Here is a 15198-nt window from a genome sequence, read left to right on the forward strand (position 1 = left end):
ACACAGAGTGTTACATCCACTGACAAAGGACGCCCACCATGACGACGCCACTGTTCATCGTGATCTGCCTGACCACGGGGCTGACCATCGCAATGATCACTGATCTGCTCCGAGACCTGTCCGGCCGCAACGAATGACATGGCGGCAGGACAGATGAGAAGCACTCTTTCAGGCACAGATCACCACGAGCGGGGCAACGCCATGCGGGCGTACGGCTACATCCGGAAGCACTTCCTCATGAACGATTCGGAGCTGGCCAGCGCTCGGAAACTCGTCGTCGACGCTGCTCAGAGTCGTGGCGTTCAACTGGTAGCGATTCACGTCGAGGAGATCGAGACATCGCCCGAGGCGTTCCACGATCTACTCGCGATCGTGATGCAGGAAGCACAGCGAATGATCATCACGCCCGACGTCCAGCACCTCGAGGTCGCGGGCGACCCGTCGTCGGTGAAACAGCGCCTCGAGTCGAACGGCATCACGATCGTGGTCGGCGGCTAGGCACCGCGACCGTCAGGACGAGTGGTGCACATGCCGACGACCCCAGCCCTCGGGTTCATCTCGATGTCCTTCGTGCGCAATACCGGCGAGCTCCTCGCGATCCGCCGACAGCTGAAGTCGTTCGCGACCGAGCACGGGCTCCAGCTCACCAAGGTGTACGTCGAGGAACCCGGACCGCCCAGCGCGGCCTTCGACCTTCTCGAATCGCTCCTCGAGTCCGACGGGCAACCGCTCGTCGTTCCAACGCTGCATCACCTCGCCGTACTCGGGCATCCCGCACAGATCAGAGACCACCTCCGCCAATGCACCCACGAGGTCCTGAGTGCCACCAAGCCGGCGGAGCGGACGTGCTGAGGGGACATCCCTCGTTCTCCTCAAGTCCCCTGCACCCCGCGTCCGTTCCGCCACTCCACTGGGAGCGCTGCCCGATCCACCTCACTGAGTCGGGCGGCGTTCCGGCCCCGAAGCTGCGTCCGCTCGGTGCCCCTGCGCCTGAGCGGACGCAGCGCGGCGCACGGTGAAGCGCCGAGACCCCGGCTCACCATTCGGTTGATCCTGTTTGAGCGTAAGCGACCGACCGGCATCAGACGCGAGCTGACTTGGTGATCACCGAACACACGCGCAACCTGCCGATTCGGCGTCGCCAATCGAAGGTCCGCGACGATGGGCGGCCGTGCGTAATATCCAGAACCCCGCGGAACTCGATCGGTACTGCGCTTTGGGCCCGTACCGCTGCCAGCGCTGTCTGTGGCGCCTTGGAGCTGAGCGTGATCCCCACGCCGGAGAAGTCATAGTTCGGCCCGGCCGAGCTGATGACGCCTCTGTTGGCAGCCATCAGCGATCTGGCGGCGGCCACGAGCTCGTCCCTGCTGTAGGTCGCCTGGCGGATGGCCACCGGCACTGGCTGACTCGCCACGACTAGCTGCAGCTCAGCCGGAGGATCGCCTTTCCAATAGACCACGACGGTCTTGTGGTCAGCGAGAATGCGAACGCTGCCCGCGTTGGTGTCGGGATTCTCGGTGAGCCACTCCATCACTGCTTGAGCCGCTTCGTCTTCGGGCGTTGGCTGAACTTCCCCCAGGACCGGGCCTTCAGGGTCCTTCGGAACCTTGGCACCCGCCTCCGCGTGCGAGCCCGCGTCACTATCACTCATGGACTCGGCTCCTTCCGGAACGACGGTACGCTGCCTCCCCGATAGGCCCAGTGAATCCGACAATAGATCCGCGACACCTGTCCGCCAACTGATCCGCAACAGCCCAGAAGCCTGGCGCCGCTGAACGACCCGGCGAACGCACGGATCAGCCGATGTGCGGGCGTTCACCCGAACTGCCTGTCAACCGCGAGGGCGCCGCGTGGCATGCTGCGGGAATGGAGCTTGAGTGCCGACGATGCCGCCGACCGGTCAAGGTCTCCGCAGCACAGTTCGAGGTCTTCGAGCGAATGCACTACGTGTGCTTTCACTACGAGTTCGAGCATGGTGATTTTGACGTTGACGAGGAGTGCACAGCTGGTGGATGCCCTTCAGCCTCGTTGGCGAACGGCCGGGAGCGGGTCATAGCAACTGCCCGAGACCTCGCTGAAGAGGCGGCCATGGCTGCGCCTTGGCGTAATGCAGCACTCCACGAGTACCTCGAAGCCCTCGCATCGTGGCTTGCCGATTCGGGCGGCTACTACCTCAATCGACGAACCGTACCGCCCGGCAATGGCTGGGAAGTCGTAAACGATGCTCTCAGGGCCGCGACAGTCTACGAGTGATCGCACATGCCACCGAGGAGCGAGAGGTGATCACGCCTGATCGGCGCGCCCGAAGCCAAGCGTGCTTGCCATGGCGAGGGTTCCCGTCGAATGTGCTCGGACGACGCGGACGCTACACGAGCTGCGCTTTGACGCCGATCCATTCGCGCAGCTGCGAGGCGAGGCGCGGATCCTGGACTTGGTCCGGGTGCCACTGGGCAGCGCCGACCAGTCTGTTCGCCTGCCGGGACTGGCGCATCTGACTGCGGTCAAGGCCGCGCAGTTCGCGCCGGTCAGCGAGTTTCGTGACCTCGTTCAGACGGACTGGGAGTGCGTCCAGGCACGTCCGGACGATCTCGTCAGCCGATGGCAGCACGGCCAAGCTGATGCCCGCGCGCCGCATCTTCATCGTGCAATACGCAAGCTGCTCTGCGCTCCCTGCTTTGGTGAACACGCCCCGTGCCTGTCCTTGGCGCAGGAGCCAGAGCGTCAGTTCCGCCCAATCCGCCTGTCCGCTCGACTGCCCATCCAATTCCTGATCGATGACCAGAACTAGGTACAGCCACCGGTTGGCTCTCTCGTTCGGCGCCAGCTGGCGGCGGTCAAGCCATCTACCGCGCCTGCGCTCATCGAACCCGAGCAACTCGACCAACCCGTCCTTGACGGCCTCGCGTCGGTCGTCGCCCGTCGGATCCTCAGTCCTACCCATCGCTACAGCATGCCCGTAGCCTGCGGCAGTGCGAAACGTCCGCATCAGCCGCGTTCCGAGCTCGTGACGAACGGAGGGGGGTCAGGACACTGGCGATGCACCTATCCTCATTCGGGTGAGCGAAGAGGCGGTCGGATGAGCCAGTACTACCAGGCTCGGGACATCGTGCTGTGGAATCCGTCATCGGGGGTCTCCCGAGTGTTTCGCGCCCAGGTCCGCCTCTTCGAAGACGAACTGTCGTTGGCATCCGGCGTGGGGCCAATGGAGGTCGACGAGTGCGAAGTCGATGTCGAGCAATTCGGCACGTTCGCTGCGGCACTCCTCACCTACCGTGGAACCTCGAACCACCAGATTCTCCGCGCCATGATGGACGGGTTCGTCATCACGGTTCTTGCCCTCGCCGAGAGAGCTGGTGTCGAGGTCCGGCCGTCTGGCCTCGTCGGCCGTCAACACGACGTCCAGGCTGGCAGTGGGCAAGCGCCCTCAGTCGAAACCGAGGACGACCTGCGTCAGCGAGCGCATGCCATGCTGCGCTTCATGCCGCGCTAGGCAGCAAACGCACTCATGCCGCGGAGAGTGAAAGCTCGGAACGGCCCATGAGCGTGTGCCAGTCGTCGGCATAGGATCCTGCAATGGTGAGCGTCGAGCGCAGACTTGTGGACAACTTCTGGGATCTCCGCGACGACGCCTATGACCATCCCGGCCGCTGGGAGGGAGTCACGGCCGCGGCCCTTTTCCAGCGGCTCGCCGAATACGTGGAGGAGGCGGAGGAGAGCGGCGAGCCTATTGACTGGCGGCGCGGCGTAGCAGATCGCATGATCGCGTGGCGAGCAAGCGAAGGTGAGGGCTAGCGCCGTTCGAAGCGACCGCTCGTGCCGCGATCCGTGTTTCGAATGTCGCAGATCACCTGGCGGACGAGTGCCGCGCATCAGTCGCCCCCCTCTCGTCCCACCCTGGTGAGTTTGGCTCTTATCGATCAGCAGCGGCCTCGGATCGACCCGGACATTCCGCTGGATCGTTAGGCCTGTCCAGGCGCACGGTGGTCAGGGGTGGACGGTCTGAACTCGACTGGTGCTCAAGTCCGCACGCGACTAAGTCTTCGCGAACTATCGCCGTACGCCCGGAGGACGGTCGATTCTCTCCACACTCGAAACGTTGAGCTGCCGCACATCGACATGATGGAGGTGCGGCGCGGTGGCTTACGTGAAGGATCAGTGGACTCGGGCGGTGAAGCAGGCCGACGGGACGATCGAGAGAGTTCGTACGGCCAAGTGGGGGCGAGGGAAGCGGTGGTTGGCGGGGTGGGTGGACCCGGAGGGGCGGGAGCGGTCGAAGGCGTTTGGGACGAAGACGGCAGCCGAGCGGCACGGCGCTGCGATGGAGACGGATCGGGAGCGTGGGGAGTACATCGATCCGGATGCTGGGAAGGTTCGGTTTGAGGAGGTTGCCGAGAGGTGGCTTGCTTCACGGGTGGTGGATCCAGCGACCGCGATGAAGTACGAGTCGTCTTTGCGGCTTCACGTCGTACCGGTGTTTGGGCGGCGGCAACTCCGGACGATCAAGCCTTCGGAGATCGCGGCGTGGGTGGCGGGGCTCGATGCGCGGTTCGGGGCGTCTACGGCGCGTACGGCGTACCTCGTGTTGCACGGGACGTTGGAGGTTGCCGTTGATGATGAGGCGATCAAGCGGAATCCGGCCAAGGCGCGAGTGGTCAAGGTGCCGGCGGAGAAGGGCGGGAAGACCACTGCCTGGAGTGATGAGGTTGTGCTGCGGATCGTGGAGGGGCATCCGCCGCAGTACAGGCCGATCGCGTCGATCGGTGCTGCGTGCGGGCTGCGGCAAGGTGAGTTGTTCGGACTCGCCGAGGAGGACGTCGACTTCGACGAGATGGTGATCCGAGTCCGGAGACAGGTGAAGAAGCTCGGCCGGGAGTTCGTCTTCGCGCTGCCCAAGAACGACACCGAGCGGACGGTGCCGATGTCCGAAGGTGTAGCCGTGATGCTCACGGAGTACATCGAGACCGCGAAGCCGCGGGCCTACACGTTGCCGTGGGAGAAGATCGACGGGAAGCCACACACCGTCAACCTCTTGTTTCGGTGGACAGACGACAAGCACATCCGGGCGCGGACGTACGACGAGCTGGTGTGGAAGCCGGCGCTCTTCCACGCTGGCGTCATACCCGAGCCGACGAAGGACGCGCGGGGCAGGCGGCAGTACTACTCCAGTCGCGAGAACGGCATGCACGCGCTGCGGCACTACTACGCGAGCATCACCCTGGCGGACGGCGTGAACATCAAGGAGTTGGCGCAGTACCTGGGGCACGGCGACCCAGGGTTCACGCTCCGGCTCTACACCCACATGCTGCCCTCATCGTACGAGCGAGCGCGGAAGGCTGTCGACTCGCGGCTGTCCCGTCTCTTCTCGATGGAATCTCACGGAGCTGTGACGGAGCTGGCCGCCGGCCGGTCCCCCACGACCCACTGGGAACCCGACGGCGGCCAGTCTCTCGATGACCCTGGAATCAGCCTGTGACCTGCGGAAACACCTACCGGATGCGCATGCCTGAGATCGCGCGGGCGATGACGAGGCGCTGGATTTCGGAGGTGCCTTCGAAGATGGTGTAGATCTTGGCGTCTCGGTGCATGCGTTCGACCGGGTATTCGCGGGTGTAGCCGTTGCCGCCGAGGATTTGGATGGCTTCTTCGGTGACCTTGACGGCTACCTCGCCGGCCTTCAGTTTGGCCATGGAGCCTTCGCCGTGGCGGTAGTCGGGGGTTTCGCCTCGCATGAGGGCGGCGGACATGTTGGCGGCTCGCCAGACGAGGAGGCGGGCGGCGTCGATTTCCATGGCCATGTCGGCGAGTTTGAAGGCGATGCCCTGGTTGTCGATGATGGGGCGACCGAACTGTTCGCGGGTCTTGGCGTAGTCGAGGGCTACCTCGTAGGCGGCGCGGGCGATGCCTACGGCTTGGGCGCCGACGATGTGGCGGGTCATTTCGAAGGTGGCCATCGAGGCGTTGCGGCCGGTCGATTGAGTCGCGGAGCGGGCGCGGGCCAGGCGTTCGTCGAGTTTTTCCTTGCCGCCGAGGACGTTGGCGGCGGGGATGCGGACGTTGTCGAAGAAGACATCGGCGGTGTGGGAAGCGCGGAGGCCGTGCTTCCTCAATTTAGTGCCCTGCTCCAGGCCGCGGACCTCTGACTTGGGTACGACGAAGGCGGCCTGGCCCTTGGTGCCGAGTGCGGGGTCGACGGTGGCGACAACGACGTGGATGTCGGCGATGCCGCCATTCGTCGCCCATGCCTTCTGACCGTTGATGACCCACTCGTTGGTGCGCTCATCAAAGACAGCCCGCGTACGGATCGCGGACACGTCCGATCCCGCGCCGGGCTCGGAGGAGCAGAAGGCGGCGACGCGTACGTCGTCCGGGGTGCCGTAGCACCGCCCCATCCACTGGCTCCACTGCTCCGGTGTGCCGTTGGAGAAGATCGCGGACGAGGCCAGGCCGGTGCCCTTCAGCGACATCGCGATGCCGGCGTCGCCCCAGAACAGCTCCTCGTGGACGAGCGGCATCAGCAGGCCGGTCGGGTCGACGAACAGGTTGATGTTCATGTCGAGGCCGTAGATGCCGACCTTGGCCGCTTCCTGGATGATCGGCCAGGGGGTCTGCTCGCGCTCGTCCCATTCGGCCGCGGCGGGGCGGATGACGTCGGCGGCGAACGTGTGCGCCCAGTCCCGGATCTCGCGCTGGTCGTCGTTGATCGCCAGCGAGAAGGTGCTCCAGTCCGGTTTCGAGCGCTCGGCGCCGAGTTCGCCGGCCAGCGACATCACGTCTGCGGACACAACAGGGTCGCTCATCAGGTCCTCACAAATGCGGGTATGTTACCGACGAGTGTAACTGTCGTTTGCACCAAGGGGTACCACTGTGGCTAAGATCGATTCATGAGCTCCGCGCTGCTCGCGATCGGACGCCGCCGTACCACGGCGGAGCGTCGGCGCGACCGCGAGCGGGACATCATCCGCGCCACCCGCGAGATCTTCGACGAGCGCGGCACGATCGACGCCCAGATCGACGATATCGCCAAGCGGGTCGGGATCAACAAGGCCCTCATCTACCGGCACTTCGCCGGCAAGGAAGAGCTGTTCGCGCTCACCCTGGTCGACTACCTCGGCGAGCTCGACCAAAAACTCGAGTACGTCGACAACCCGCGCCGCCAACCGCTCAACCGGCTGAGAAGCCTCAGCGAGACGTTCGTCGACTTCTGTCTGCAGTACCCGGCGTTCACCGACTGCGCGATGAGCCTGCTCCGACGGACCGGCGACGAGCTGTTCGGTGAGATCACCGAGCCGGTGATGGTCAAACTCGGTACGGCGATGGCCGCGCCGCTGGACCGGATCGCCGCCATCCTGAAGGCCGGCCAGCGCACCGGCGTCTTCGACGAGGTCGACACCGCGTACCTCGCGAACCACCTGTACACGCAGACACTAGGATCGTTGCACATGGCAAGGGTCGGGCTGATCGTGTCGGGCAGCGGCCCGGGTCACCCGGTGGTGCATCATGCCGATGTCGGCACCGTCCGGTCGACCGCCATCACAGCGACACTCGCCACTGCCGTCGGGCAGAAGGCGCTGACAACCAAGCTGACCACCAAACAGACCCGCTCCGCGAGAGCCAGAGCAGGAGACATATCGTGACCGAACCGCGCAAGGTGGCAGTGGTCGCCGGCAACCGGATTCCGTTTGCCCGGCAGGACAAGACCTACCGGCACGCCTCCAACTCCGACATGCTCACCGCCGCCCTCAACGGTCTCGTCGACCGCACCGGCCTCGGCGGTCAGGAGGTGGGTGAGGTGGTCGCCGGAGCCGTCCTCAAGCACGCCCGCGACTGGAACATGGTGCGCGAGGTGGTCCTCGGGTCGAAGCTCGCGCCGACCACCCCGGCGTACGACATCCAGCAGGCCTGCGGCACCGGTCTCGAGGCCGCCATCCTGGTCGGCAACAAGATCGCTCTCGGGCAGATCGACGCGGGGATCGCCGGCGGTGTCGACACCGCGTCCGACGCGCCCTTGAGCGTCAATGACCACCTGCGCAACGTGCTGCTCGACCTGAACCGCGCCAAGACGTACCCGGACCGCCTGAAGGTTCTCGCCCGCGTCCGCCCGAAGGACGTCGTACCGGAGATCCCGCGCAACGCCGAGCCGCGGACCGGCAAGTCGATGGGTGACCACGCCGCGCTGACCGCGCTCGAGTGGGGCATCACCCGCGAGGCGCAGGACGAGCTCGCGTACAACTCGCACATGAACCTCGCGAAGTCGTACGACCGGGGTTTCCAGAACGACCTGATCACGCCGTACCTGGGCCTCGAGAAGGACCAGAACCTGCGCCCCGACACGACCCTCGAGAAGCTCGCGAAGCTCCGGACGGTGTACGGCAACGGCGAGACCGCGACGATGACGGCCGGTAACTCGACACCGCTGACCGACGGCGCGTCGGCCGTACTGCTCAGCACCGACGAGTGGGCCGAGCAGCACGGTCTGCGGCCGCTCGCGTACCTGACCCACTCGCAGACCGCCGCGGTCGATTACGTGAAGGGCGCGGAAGGCCTGCTGATGGCGCCCGCGTACGCCGTACCGCGCATGCTGGCCAGGGCTGGACTGACGCTCCAGGACTTCGACTACTACGAGATCCACGAGGCGTTCGCGTCGCAGGTGCTGTCCACCTTGAAGGCGTGGGAGGATCCGATCTTCTGCAAGGAGCGGCTCGGCCTGGACGCGCCGCTCGGGGAGATCGATCGAGGCAAGCTGAACGTGAACGGCAGCTCGCTCGCCGCGGGGCACCCGTTCGCGGCGACCGGCGGGCGGATCGTCGCCGCGCTGGCCAAGCAACTGGACGAGAACGGTGGCGGCCGGGGCCTGATCTCGATCTGCGCCGCGGGCGGCCAGGGTGTCGTCGCCATCCTCGAGAAGTAGGAGCTGAGATGACGGATCGCTACCAGACCTTCACCACGACGCCGCTCGGCAAGACGCTGGTGAAGAACCTGGGTCTGCCCGACCCGACGCCGCTGCCCCGCTGGACCGAGGGCTCGCAGGTGATCGACGGGCCGGTCGTCTTCGGCGCGATCGGCGAGACCGACGCCGGCAAGGCGGTCCAGGCGCTGCTGCGCGATATCGGCGCCTCGTTCAGTACGGCGGCCGAAGGTGTCGCGTCGAGCACGATCCGGCCGAAGGCGATCGTCTTCGACGCGACCGGCGCCGTCTCGACCGCGGACCTGACCAGCCTGCAGCGCTTCTTCTCCCCCGTTGTCCGCCAGCTCGCTCCGGCGGGCCGCGTGATCGTCGTCGGCCGTACGCCGGAACTCGCGAGCTCCCCCGAGCAGCAGGTCGCCCAGCGCGCCCTCGAGGGCTTCACGCGCAGTCTCGGCAAGGAGGTGAAGCGCGGCGCCACGGTCAACCTCGTGTACGTCGCCCCGGACGCCCACGAGCAACTCGACTCGACGCTCCGCTTCTTCCTGTCCCCCAAGTCGGCGTACGTCGACGGCCAGGTCGCCCGGATCGGGACCGGACCGCTGGTCAGCAACGACCCGGCGCGGCCGCTCGCCGGTCGCACAGCCCTCGTCACCGGCGCGGCTCGAGGGATCGGCGCGAGCATCGCCGACACACTGGCCCGCGACGGCGCCACGATCATCGGCGTCGACGTACCGCAGAACGCGGACCCGCTGCGCAAGGTGATCTCCAAGATCGGCGGCACCGAGCTCCTCCTCGACGTCACCGCGGTCGACGCGGCGCAGCGGATCGCGGCGCACGCGCAGGAGCAGCACGGCGGGCTCGACATCGTCGTCCACAACGCGGGCATCACCCGTGACCGGCGGCTCGTCAACATGCGCACCGACGCGTGGGACGCCGTACTCGACGTGAACCTGCGCGCGCCGGAGCGGATCACCAAGCACCTGGTCGAGTCCGGGGCGCTGCGGGACGGCGGCTCGATCATCGGGGTGTCGTCGATGGCCGGGATCGCGGGCAACAACGGCCAGACGAACTACGCGACCTCGAAGGCCGGCGTGATCGGTCTCGTGCAGGCGCTGGCGCCATCCCTCGCGGAGCGGCAGATCCGGATCAACGCGGTCGCGCCCGGGTTCATCGAGACCGAGATGACCGCGAAGATCCCGTTCACGATCCGCGAGGTCGGGCGGCGGATCAACTCGCTGCAGCAGGGCGGTCTGCCGATCGACGTGGCCGAGACGATCGCCTGGTTCGCGGATCCGGCGTCGGCCGGCGTGACCGGCAACGTCGTGCGGGTCTGCGGCCAGAGCATGCTGGGCGCCTGAGATGCCGACCCGACGGTACGACGACTCCCCCGGCCTCGGCGCGCTGTACGCGCGGACCGTCAAAGCCACCCTGCGGCGCGCCGACTACGAGCCGGACGAGGACGGCCTGACTCTCGAGCTGCCCCGGTCCGCGATCGACCAGGACCACCTCCAGGCCTACCGAGAAGTCACCGGATTCGCAGCGGGTCCCGCGCTGCCCCCGACGTACCCGCATGTCCTGGCGTTCCCGCTGCACCTGGACCTGATGTCCGATCCCTCGTTCCCGTACAAGCCGATGGGGATCGTGCACCTGTCCAACACGATCACGCAGAAGCAGCCGATCCCGCTGCACGCCGAACCGGCGATCCGCGTGCACAGTACGGCGGAACGCCCGCATCCGAAGGGCACCGTCTTCGACGTGATCAGCGAGGTCTTCGTCGATCACGAACTGGTGTGGAGCGACCTCACCACCCTGCTCAGCCGCTCGGCCGGGACGGAAGGCGCGCACGCCGACCTGCTCACCGACCCGGTGCTGAGCCCGAGCGCATGGTGGGACCTGCGGGGCAACCTCGGCCGCCGGTACGCCGCGGCGTCCGGCGACCGGAACCCGATCCACCTGTTCAAGCTGACCGCTCAGGCGTTCGGGTTCCCGCGCCAGATCGCTCACGGGATGTGGGCCAAGGCCGCCGCGCTGGCGTCGATCCAGCGGGCCGGCGTGTTGCCGGACGCCTTCACGGTCCGCGTGGACTTCCGTAAGCCGTTGCTGCTGCCGTCGCGGGTCGGGTTCGGCTTCCAGCAGACCGGAAAGACGGTCGACTTCGCGCTGTACGACGAGGCGCACGACGTGACCCACCTGATCGGGCAACTCCAGGCGAACTGAACCGCCAGGCCATCACAATCGCGCTCCTCGGTCGGGGCTCACGCTCACACCTCCTCGTCGTCGGCAATTGCGAGGGCCTGGGGAACCGCTTCCGCCCGGATCCGATCCAGTACGGCGCCGATCGGCGCCGGGTCCCACCGCTGCCCGTCGCGTAGGCGCACCGCGAGTTCGCCCGCCGCGGCCTCGCGCGCACCGATGACCGCGGCGTACGGCGCCAGCCGGCTCTCGCGGATCCGGGCGCCCAGGCTGCCCTCGTCCGCGTGCGCGATCTCCACGCGGAGCCCGCGGTCCGAGGCCCGCCGCGCAACCTCCGCGGCGAGCTTCTCCTCGTCGTCGGAGATCGGCAGTACGACGACCTGGACCGGCGCCAGCCACGCGGGGAACGCGCCGCCGTGCACCTCGATCAGCTGGGCGACCGCTCGCTCGATGCTCCCGACGATCGCCCGGTGCACCATCACCGGACGGTGTTTGTTGCCGTCGGCACCGATGTACTCGAGCCCGAACCGCTCCGGCTGGTGGAAGTCGATCTGGACGGTCGACAGGCTGAACTCGCGACCCGCCGAATCCTCCATCTGGATGTCGATCTTCGGCCCGTAGAACGCCGCGTCGCCCGGCGCGTCCTCGTACTCGACGCCGGCGTTCTTCAGCACCTCGCGGAGCAGGTCGGCGGCCTGCGCCCAGCTCGCCGCGTCACCGACGTACTTGCTGGCCGGGCTGTTGAACTCCGCGTCAGCAGACGGGAGCGCGAGGACGTAGCGCGACGCTGCGATGCCCATGTCGGCGTACGCCTGCTTGATCAAACGCAGCGCCTCGGCGGCCTCGGACGCGACCTGGTCGAGGCGGCAGAAGATGTGGGCGTCGTTGAGTTGCATGGCGCGGACGCGGCTCAGGCCGCCGATCGCTCCGGAGAGTTCAGCGCGGTACTGCCCGCCGAGCTCGGAGAAGCGGAGTGGGAGTTCGCGGTAGCTGTGGGAGCGGGATCGGAACATCAGCGCGTGGTGCGGGCAGATGCTGGGGCGCAGGACCAGTTCCTCACCGCCCATCTCCATCGGCGGGTACATGTCCTCGTGGTACTTCGCCCAGTGGCCCGAGATCTCGTACAGCTCGCGCTTGCCGAGGACCGGTGAATAGACCTGCTGGTAGCCGGCTCTTCGTTCGACCTCGGCGATGTAGCTCTCGAGCGCACGGCGTACCGCGGCACCCGCGGGCAGCCAGTAGGGCAAGCCCGCGCCGATCAGCGGGTCGGAGTCGAACAGGCCGAGTTCGCGGCCGAGTTTGCGGTGGTCGTACATGATTCCTCCATGGGGTGAGGCGAGGCACCCACGGAGCACGACAAAGCCCCGGGGCACTCGCCCCGGGGCTTGGTCAGACAGTCAGATGTCAGCGCGCCAGGACGAGGTCCGGCGTCGTCGTGACTACTGCGCGCTGCAACATGTCTCCAAGGTATCAGAGGAAACGGGAAAGAAAAGCACGGGTTCGTTCGTGCTGCGGATTGTCGATCACCTGCTCGGGCGTGCCCTGCTCGACCACCTGGCCGGCGTCCATGAACACCACCCGGTCGGCGGCCTCGCGGGCGAAACTGATCTCATGGGTGACGACGACCATCGTCAGACCGGCACTCGCGAGACGCTTCATCGTGGCGAGCACTTCGCCGACCAGCTCGGGATCGAGTGCGGAGGTCGGCTCGTCGAACAGCATCAGCTTCGGACGCATCGCCAGCGCCCGGGCGATCGCCACGCGTTGCTGCTGCCCGCCGGACAGCTGGCGCGGATACGCCTTCTCCCGGCCGGCCAGTCCCACCTCGGCGAGCAGTTCGACGGCTCGCGCGGTGGCCTCCCGTCGCCCCTCTCCCAGGACGGCGATCGGCGCCTCGACGATGTTCTCCAGCGCGGTCATGTGCGGGAACAGGTTGAACTGCTGGAACACCATGCCGATGTCCCGGCGCCGCCGGGCGATCTCGTTCGGCGACAGCTCGTGCAGCCGGCCGTTGCGTACGTCGTACCCGACATCGCGGCCGTCGACGGTGATGCGGCCGGCGTCGAGGGACTCGAGCAGGTTGATGCATCGCAGGAAGGTCGACTTGCCGGACCCGGACGGGCCGAGGACGACGACCGTCTCGCCCGGCGTCACGTCGAGATCGATCCCGGACAGGACTTCGGTGTGCCCGAAGCTCTTGCGGACACCACGCGCCTGCAATACCGCCGTACTCATGCTGCCAACCCCTTCGGACGGATTCTCAGGAAGTCCCAGAAGCTGGGAGCCTGGTGCCGGGCGCCGCGGTTGTAATGGCGTTCGATGAACGACTGCACGACGTACAGCACCGAGGTGACCGCGAGGTACCAGAGGCAGACCACGATCAGCATCGGGATCGTCTCGAACGTCCGGTTGTAGATCGACTGCGCCGTGTAGAGCAGGTCGGAGAGCGCGATCACGCTGACCAGCGCGGTCGCCTTCACCATGCTGATCACCTGGTTGCCGGTCGGCGGCACGATGAAGCGCATCGCCTGCGGCAGGATGATCCGCTTCATGATCCGGGAGTTCTTCATCCCGAGCGCCTGACCCGCCTCCCGCTGACCGGGATCGACCGACAGCAGGCCGCCGCGGACGATCTCGGCCATGTACGCGCCCTCGTTCAGCCCCAATCCCAGGATCGCGGCCAGGAGTGGGGTGATCAAGGTGTTCGTGTCGACGCTGGCGAAGACCGGCCCGAACGGGATGCCGAGGTTCAGCGTCGGCAGCAGCGCGGACAGGTTGTAGAAGAAGATCAGCTGCACGAGGGTCGGCGTACCGCGGAAGAACCAGATGTACAGCCCGGCCGCGGCGCGCAGCAGCGGGTTCGCCGAGATCCGGCAGACCGCGAGCAGTACGCCGAGCACGACGCCGATCACCATCGCGACGACGGTCAGCATCAGGGTGATGCCGAGGCCCCGGACGATCGACTCGGCACGCAACCAGGCCCAGACCACGTCCCAGCCGAAGTTCTCGTTGGTGACCAGCATCTTCACCAGCTGCGCGGCGAACACCAGGACGACGAGCGCCGACAGCCAGCGCCACGGGTGTTTGCGATGCGCCGCGTTGCGGACATCGAGCTCCAGACCGGCGGCGCGAGCGTCCTGCACCGTGGTTGCCATGGTCAGCCCTTCCCGAGGTTGAGGCCCGGCTTGGCCAGTTTGTTCTTCTCCAGGCCCCATTTCGCCATGATCGCGTCATAGGTGCCGTTGGCATGCAGTTTCTCGAACGCAGCGAGCAGTACGTCGGCCAGCGGCGACCCGATCGGCACGAGCGCACCCTGGAACAGGTCCTCGAAACCGTTGCCCTTGCCAACGCCGGCCAGTTCCAGCTTGCCACCGGACTGCGCGACGAAGTAGGTCAGCGGCGCCTGCGAGGAGAAGAACGCGTCGGCCCGGTCGGACTGCACCGCGAGGATGGACGACGGCTGGTCCTTGTACGACTGCACCTCCACCGCCGGCTGACCGGCCGCGACGCACTTCGCCGACTGCGCCTTGATCACCTTCTCCGCCGATCCCGCTGCCTGTACGGCGATCCGCTTGCCGCACGCGGTGTCCAGACCGTCGATGCCCTTCGGGTTCCCCTTGTGCACGGCGAAGACGACGTACTCCTGGACGTAGTCGATGAAGGTCGCCTGCTTCTGCCGCTCGACGAAGTCGCCGGTCGGGCCCAGGTCCAGGTCGTACCGCTTCGCCTGCATCCCGGACAGGACACTGGCCAGTCCGTCCACCGTGGTGTGCTCGATCCGGACGCCGAGCAACTGGCTGATCGCCTGGGACAGATCGGCCGTCGCGCCCTCGATGGACGTGTCCTTGTCGGTGCCGACGATCACGTACGGCGGGAACGACCCGTTGTTGACGGCAACGATCTTGCCGGCGCTCTTGATCTTCTCCGGCAGCTGGTCGTGCAGGGCCTTGTCGACCTGCTGCTGCGGGATCGCGGCGGCCGGCGCCTTCGCGTTGGCGTTGGTGCTGGTGTCGACCGGGTCCGCGGTACAGGCGGTCAGGCCGAGCAGGCTTGCGGCGACTACAGCGAGAGTGGTGCTGCGGGGGATGGACACGACTACT

The 15198-nt window shown here is 66.8% G+C and carries 17 protein-coding genes; 10 read left to right on the top strand and 7 right to left on the bottom strand.

The genetic code is table 11. The features are described from left to right. Positions 1-153: 153 nt before the first annotated feature. Together E0H50_RS24250 and E0H50_RS24255 are read left to right on the top strand one after the other, a co-directional pair. Complete coding sequence (locus E0H50_RS24250; protein ID WP_131292395.1) at positions 154-498, top strand: hypothetical protein; 345 nt, start codon at positions 154-156, stop codon at positions 496-498. Positions 499-528: 30 nt separating this feature from the next. Further along, a complete protein-coding gene (locus E0H50_RS24255; protein ID WP_131292397.1) occupies positions 529-852 on the top strand; it encodes a hypothetical protein in 324 nt (107 codons plus the stop codon). Between the two features lie 229 nt (positions 853-1081). Here E0H50_RS24255 and E0H50_RS24260 read toward each other — a convergent pair whose 3' ends face one another. Next, positions 1082-1651 (bottom strand): hypothetical protein, encoded by a 570-nt coding sequence (locus E0H50_RS24260; protein WP_131292400.1) that lies wholly within the window; start codon positions 1649-1651, stop codon positions 1082-1084. Between the two features lie 215 nt (positions 1652-1866). On the opposite strand from E0H50_RS24260, the gene E0H50_RS24265 reads away from it, so the two are divergent. Further along, positions 1867-2253 carry a DUF7660 family protein gene (locus tag E0H50_RS24265; protein ID WP_131292403.1) on the top strand — a complete coding sequence of 129 codons (387 nt, stop codon included), beginning with the start codon at positions 1867-1869 and terminating at the stop codon, positions 2251-2253. Positions 2254-2365: 112 nt separating this feature from the next. On the opposite strand, the gene E0H50_RS24270 is transcribed toward E0H50_RS24265, so the two are convergent. Further along, on the bottom strand, positions 2366-2941 hold the full coding sequence (locus E0H50_RS24270) for a hypothetical protein (RefSeq protein ID WP_131292406.1): 576 nt from the start codon (positions 2939-2941) through the stop codon (positions 2366-2368). A 135-nt stretch (positions 2942-3076) separates the two neighbouring features. Here E0H50_RS24270 and E0H50_RS24275 point away from each other — a divergent pair, with 135 nt between their 5' ends. From E0H50_RS24275 to E0H50_RS24285, 3 genes are all read left to right on the top strand, one after another. Next, the gene (locus E0H50_RS24275) at positions 3077-3490 is read left to right on the top strand and encodes a DUF6086 family protein (protein ID WP_131292409.1); all 414 of its coding nucleotides are present in this window, start codon (positions 3077-3079) and stop codon (positions 3488-3490) included. An 83-nt stretch (positions 3491-3573) separates the two neighbouring features. Beyond that, a complete protein-coding gene (locus E0H50_RS24280; RefSeq protein WP_131292412.1) occupies positions 3574-3792 on the top strand; it encodes a hypothetical protein in 219 nt (72 codons plus the stop codon). A gap of 343 nt (positions 3793-4135) precedes the next feature. Continuing rightward, complete coding sequence (locus E0H50_RS24285; RefSeq protein WP_131292415.1) at positions 4136-5473, top strand: tyrosine-type recombinase/integrase; 1338 nt, start codon at positions 4136-4138, stop codon at positions 5471-5473. A 13-nt stretch (positions 5474-5486) separates the two neighbouring features. Here the strand turns inward: E0H50_RS24285 and E0H50_RS24290 are convergent, their stop codons facing one another. Continuing rightward, entirely contained in the window at positions 5487-6767 is a 1281-nt protein-coding gene (locus tag E0H50_RS24290) for an acyl-CoA dehydrogenase family protein (RefSeq protein ID WP_131292705.1), read from the bottom strand. A 114-nt stretch (positions 6768-6881) separates the two neighbouring features. Between E0H50_RS24290 and E0H50_RS24295 the strand changes: the two genes are divergently transcribed. From E0H50_RS24295 to E0H50_RS24310, 4 genes are read left to right on the top strand one after another with little or no spacing between them, the layout of a single operon-like run. Then, positions 6882-7634, top strand: a complete 753-nt coding sequence (locus E0H50_RS24295) for a TetR/AcrR family transcriptional regulator (RefSeq protein WP_131292418.1) — start codon at positions 6882-6884, stop codon at positions 7632-7634. Further along, on the top strand, positions 7631-8908 hold the full coding sequence (locus E0H50_RS24300) for an acetyl-CoA C-acetyltransferase (protein WP_131292421.1): 1278 nt from the start codon (positions 7631-7633) through the stop codon (positions 8906-8908). The genes E0H50_RS24295 and E0H50_RS24300 overlap by 4 nt, the downstream gene beginning before the upstream one ends. Before the next feature lie 8 nt (positions 8909-8916). Next, positions 8917-10263: a 3-oxoacyl-ACP reductase gene (locus E0H50_RS24305; RefSeq protein WP_131292424.1), complete on the top strand. Its 1347-nt coding sequence runs from the start codon at positions 8917-8919 to the stop codon at positions 10261-10263. 1 nt (position 10264) lies between these two features. Then, the gene (locus tag E0H50_RS24310; protein ID WP_131292427.1) at positions 10265-11122 is read left to right on the top strand and encodes a MaoC/PaaZ C-terminal domain-containing protein; all 858 of its coding nucleotides are present in this window, start codon (positions 10265-10267) and stop codon (positions 11120-11122) included. A 44-nt stretch (positions 11123-11166) separates the two neighbouring features. On the opposite strand, the gene thrS is transcribed toward E0H50_RS24310, so the two are convergent. The 4 genes from thrS to E0H50_RS24330 all read right to left on the bottom strand — a co-directional run bounded on the left by thrS (position 11167) and on the right by E0H50_RS24330 (position 15191). Beyond that, complete coding sequence (gene thrS / locus E0H50_RS24315; protein ID WP_131292430.1) at positions 11167-12414, bottom strand: threonine--tRNA ligase; 1248 nt, start codon at positions 12412-12414, stop codon at positions 11167-11169. Positions 12415-12568: 154 nt separating this feature from the next. Then, positions 12569-13333 (bottom strand): amino acid ABC transporter ATP-binding protein, encoded by a 765-nt coding sequence (locus E0H50_RS24320; protein ID WP_131292433.1) that lies wholly within the window; start codon positions 13331-13333, stop codon positions 12569-12571. Further along, the gene (locus E0H50_RS24325) at positions 13330-14253 is read right to left on the bottom strand and encodes an amino acid ABC transporter permease (protein WP_131292436.1); all 924 of its coding nucleotides are present in this window, start codon (positions 14251-14253) and stop codon (positions 13330-13332) included. The genes E0H50_RS24320 and E0H50_RS24325 overlap by 4 nt, the downstream gene beginning before the upstream one ends. A gap of 2 nt (positions 14254-14255) precedes the next feature. Further along, positions 14256-15191, bottom strand: a complete 936-nt coding sequence (locus E0H50_RS24330) for an ABC transporter substrate-binding protein (protein WP_131292439.1) — start codon at positions 15189-15191, stop codon at positions 14256-14258. Positions 15192-15198: the final 7 nt, after the last annotated feature.

The organism is Kribbella sindirgiensis (genome assembly GCF_004331435.1).
Lineage (GTDB): Bacteria > Actinomycetota > Actinomycetes > Propionibacteriales > Kribbellaceae > Kribbella > Kribbella sindirgiensis.

Bases quoted from the DNA above. Each gene is read 5' to 3' on its own strand.
- E0H50_RS24270 (WP_131292406.1), bottom strand. From the start codon at position 2,941: ATGGGTAGGACTGAGGATCCGACGGGCGACGACCGACGCGAGGCCGTC.
- E0H50_RS24255 (WP_131292397.1), top strand. From the start codon at position 529: ATGCCGACGACCCCAGCCCTCGGGTTCATCTCGATGTCCTTCGTGCGC.
- E0H50_RS24275 (WP_131292409.1), top strand. From the start codon at position 3,077: ATGAGCCAGTACTACCAGGCTCGGGACATCGTGCTGTGGAATCCGTCA.
- thrS (WP_131292430.1), bottom strand. From the start codon at position 12,414: ATGTACGACCACCGCAAACTCGGCCGCGAACTCGGCCTGTTCGACTCC.
- E0H50_RS24265 (WP_131292403.1), top strand. From the start codon at position 1,867: ATGGAGCTTGAGTGCCGACGATGCCGCCGACCGGTCAAGGTCTCCGCA.
- E0H50_RS24310 (WP_131292427.1), top strand. From the start codon at position 10,265: ATGCCGACCCGACGGTACGACGACTCCCCCGGCCTCGGCGCGCTGTAC.
- E0H50_RS24260 (WP_131292400.1), bottom strand. From the start codon at position 1,651: ATGAGTGATAGTGACGCGGGCTCGCACGCGGAGGCGGGTGCCAAGGTT.
- E0H50_RS24250 (WP_131292395.1), top strand. From the start codon at position 154: ATGAGAAGCACTCTTTCAGGCACAGATCACCACGAGCGGGGCAACGCC.
- E0H50_RS24295 (WP_131292418.1), top strand. From the start codon at position 6,882: ATGAGCTCCGCGCTGCTCGCGATCGGACGCCGCCGTACCACGGCGGAG.
- E0H50_RS24325 (WP_131292436.1), bottom strand. From the start codon at position 14,253: ATGGCAACCACGGTGCAGGACGCTCGCGCCGCCGGTCTGGAGCTCGAT.
- E0H50_RS24290 (WP_131292705.1), bottom strand. From the start codon at position 6,767: ATGTCGCTGGCCGGCGAACTCGGCGCCGAGCGCTCGAAACCGGACTGG.
- E0H50_RS24305 (WP_131292424.1), top strand. From the start codon at position 8,917: ATGACGGATCGCTACCAGACCTTCACCACGACGCCGCTCGGCAAGACG.
- E0H50_RS24320 (WP_131292433.1), bottom strand. From the start codon at position 13,333: ATGAGTACGGCGGTATTGCAGGCGCGTGGTGTCCGCAAGAGCTTCGGG.
- E0H50_RS24280 (WP_131292412.1), top strand. From the start codon at position 3,574: ATGGTGAGCGTCGAGCGCAGACTTGTGGACAACTTCTGGGATCTCCGC.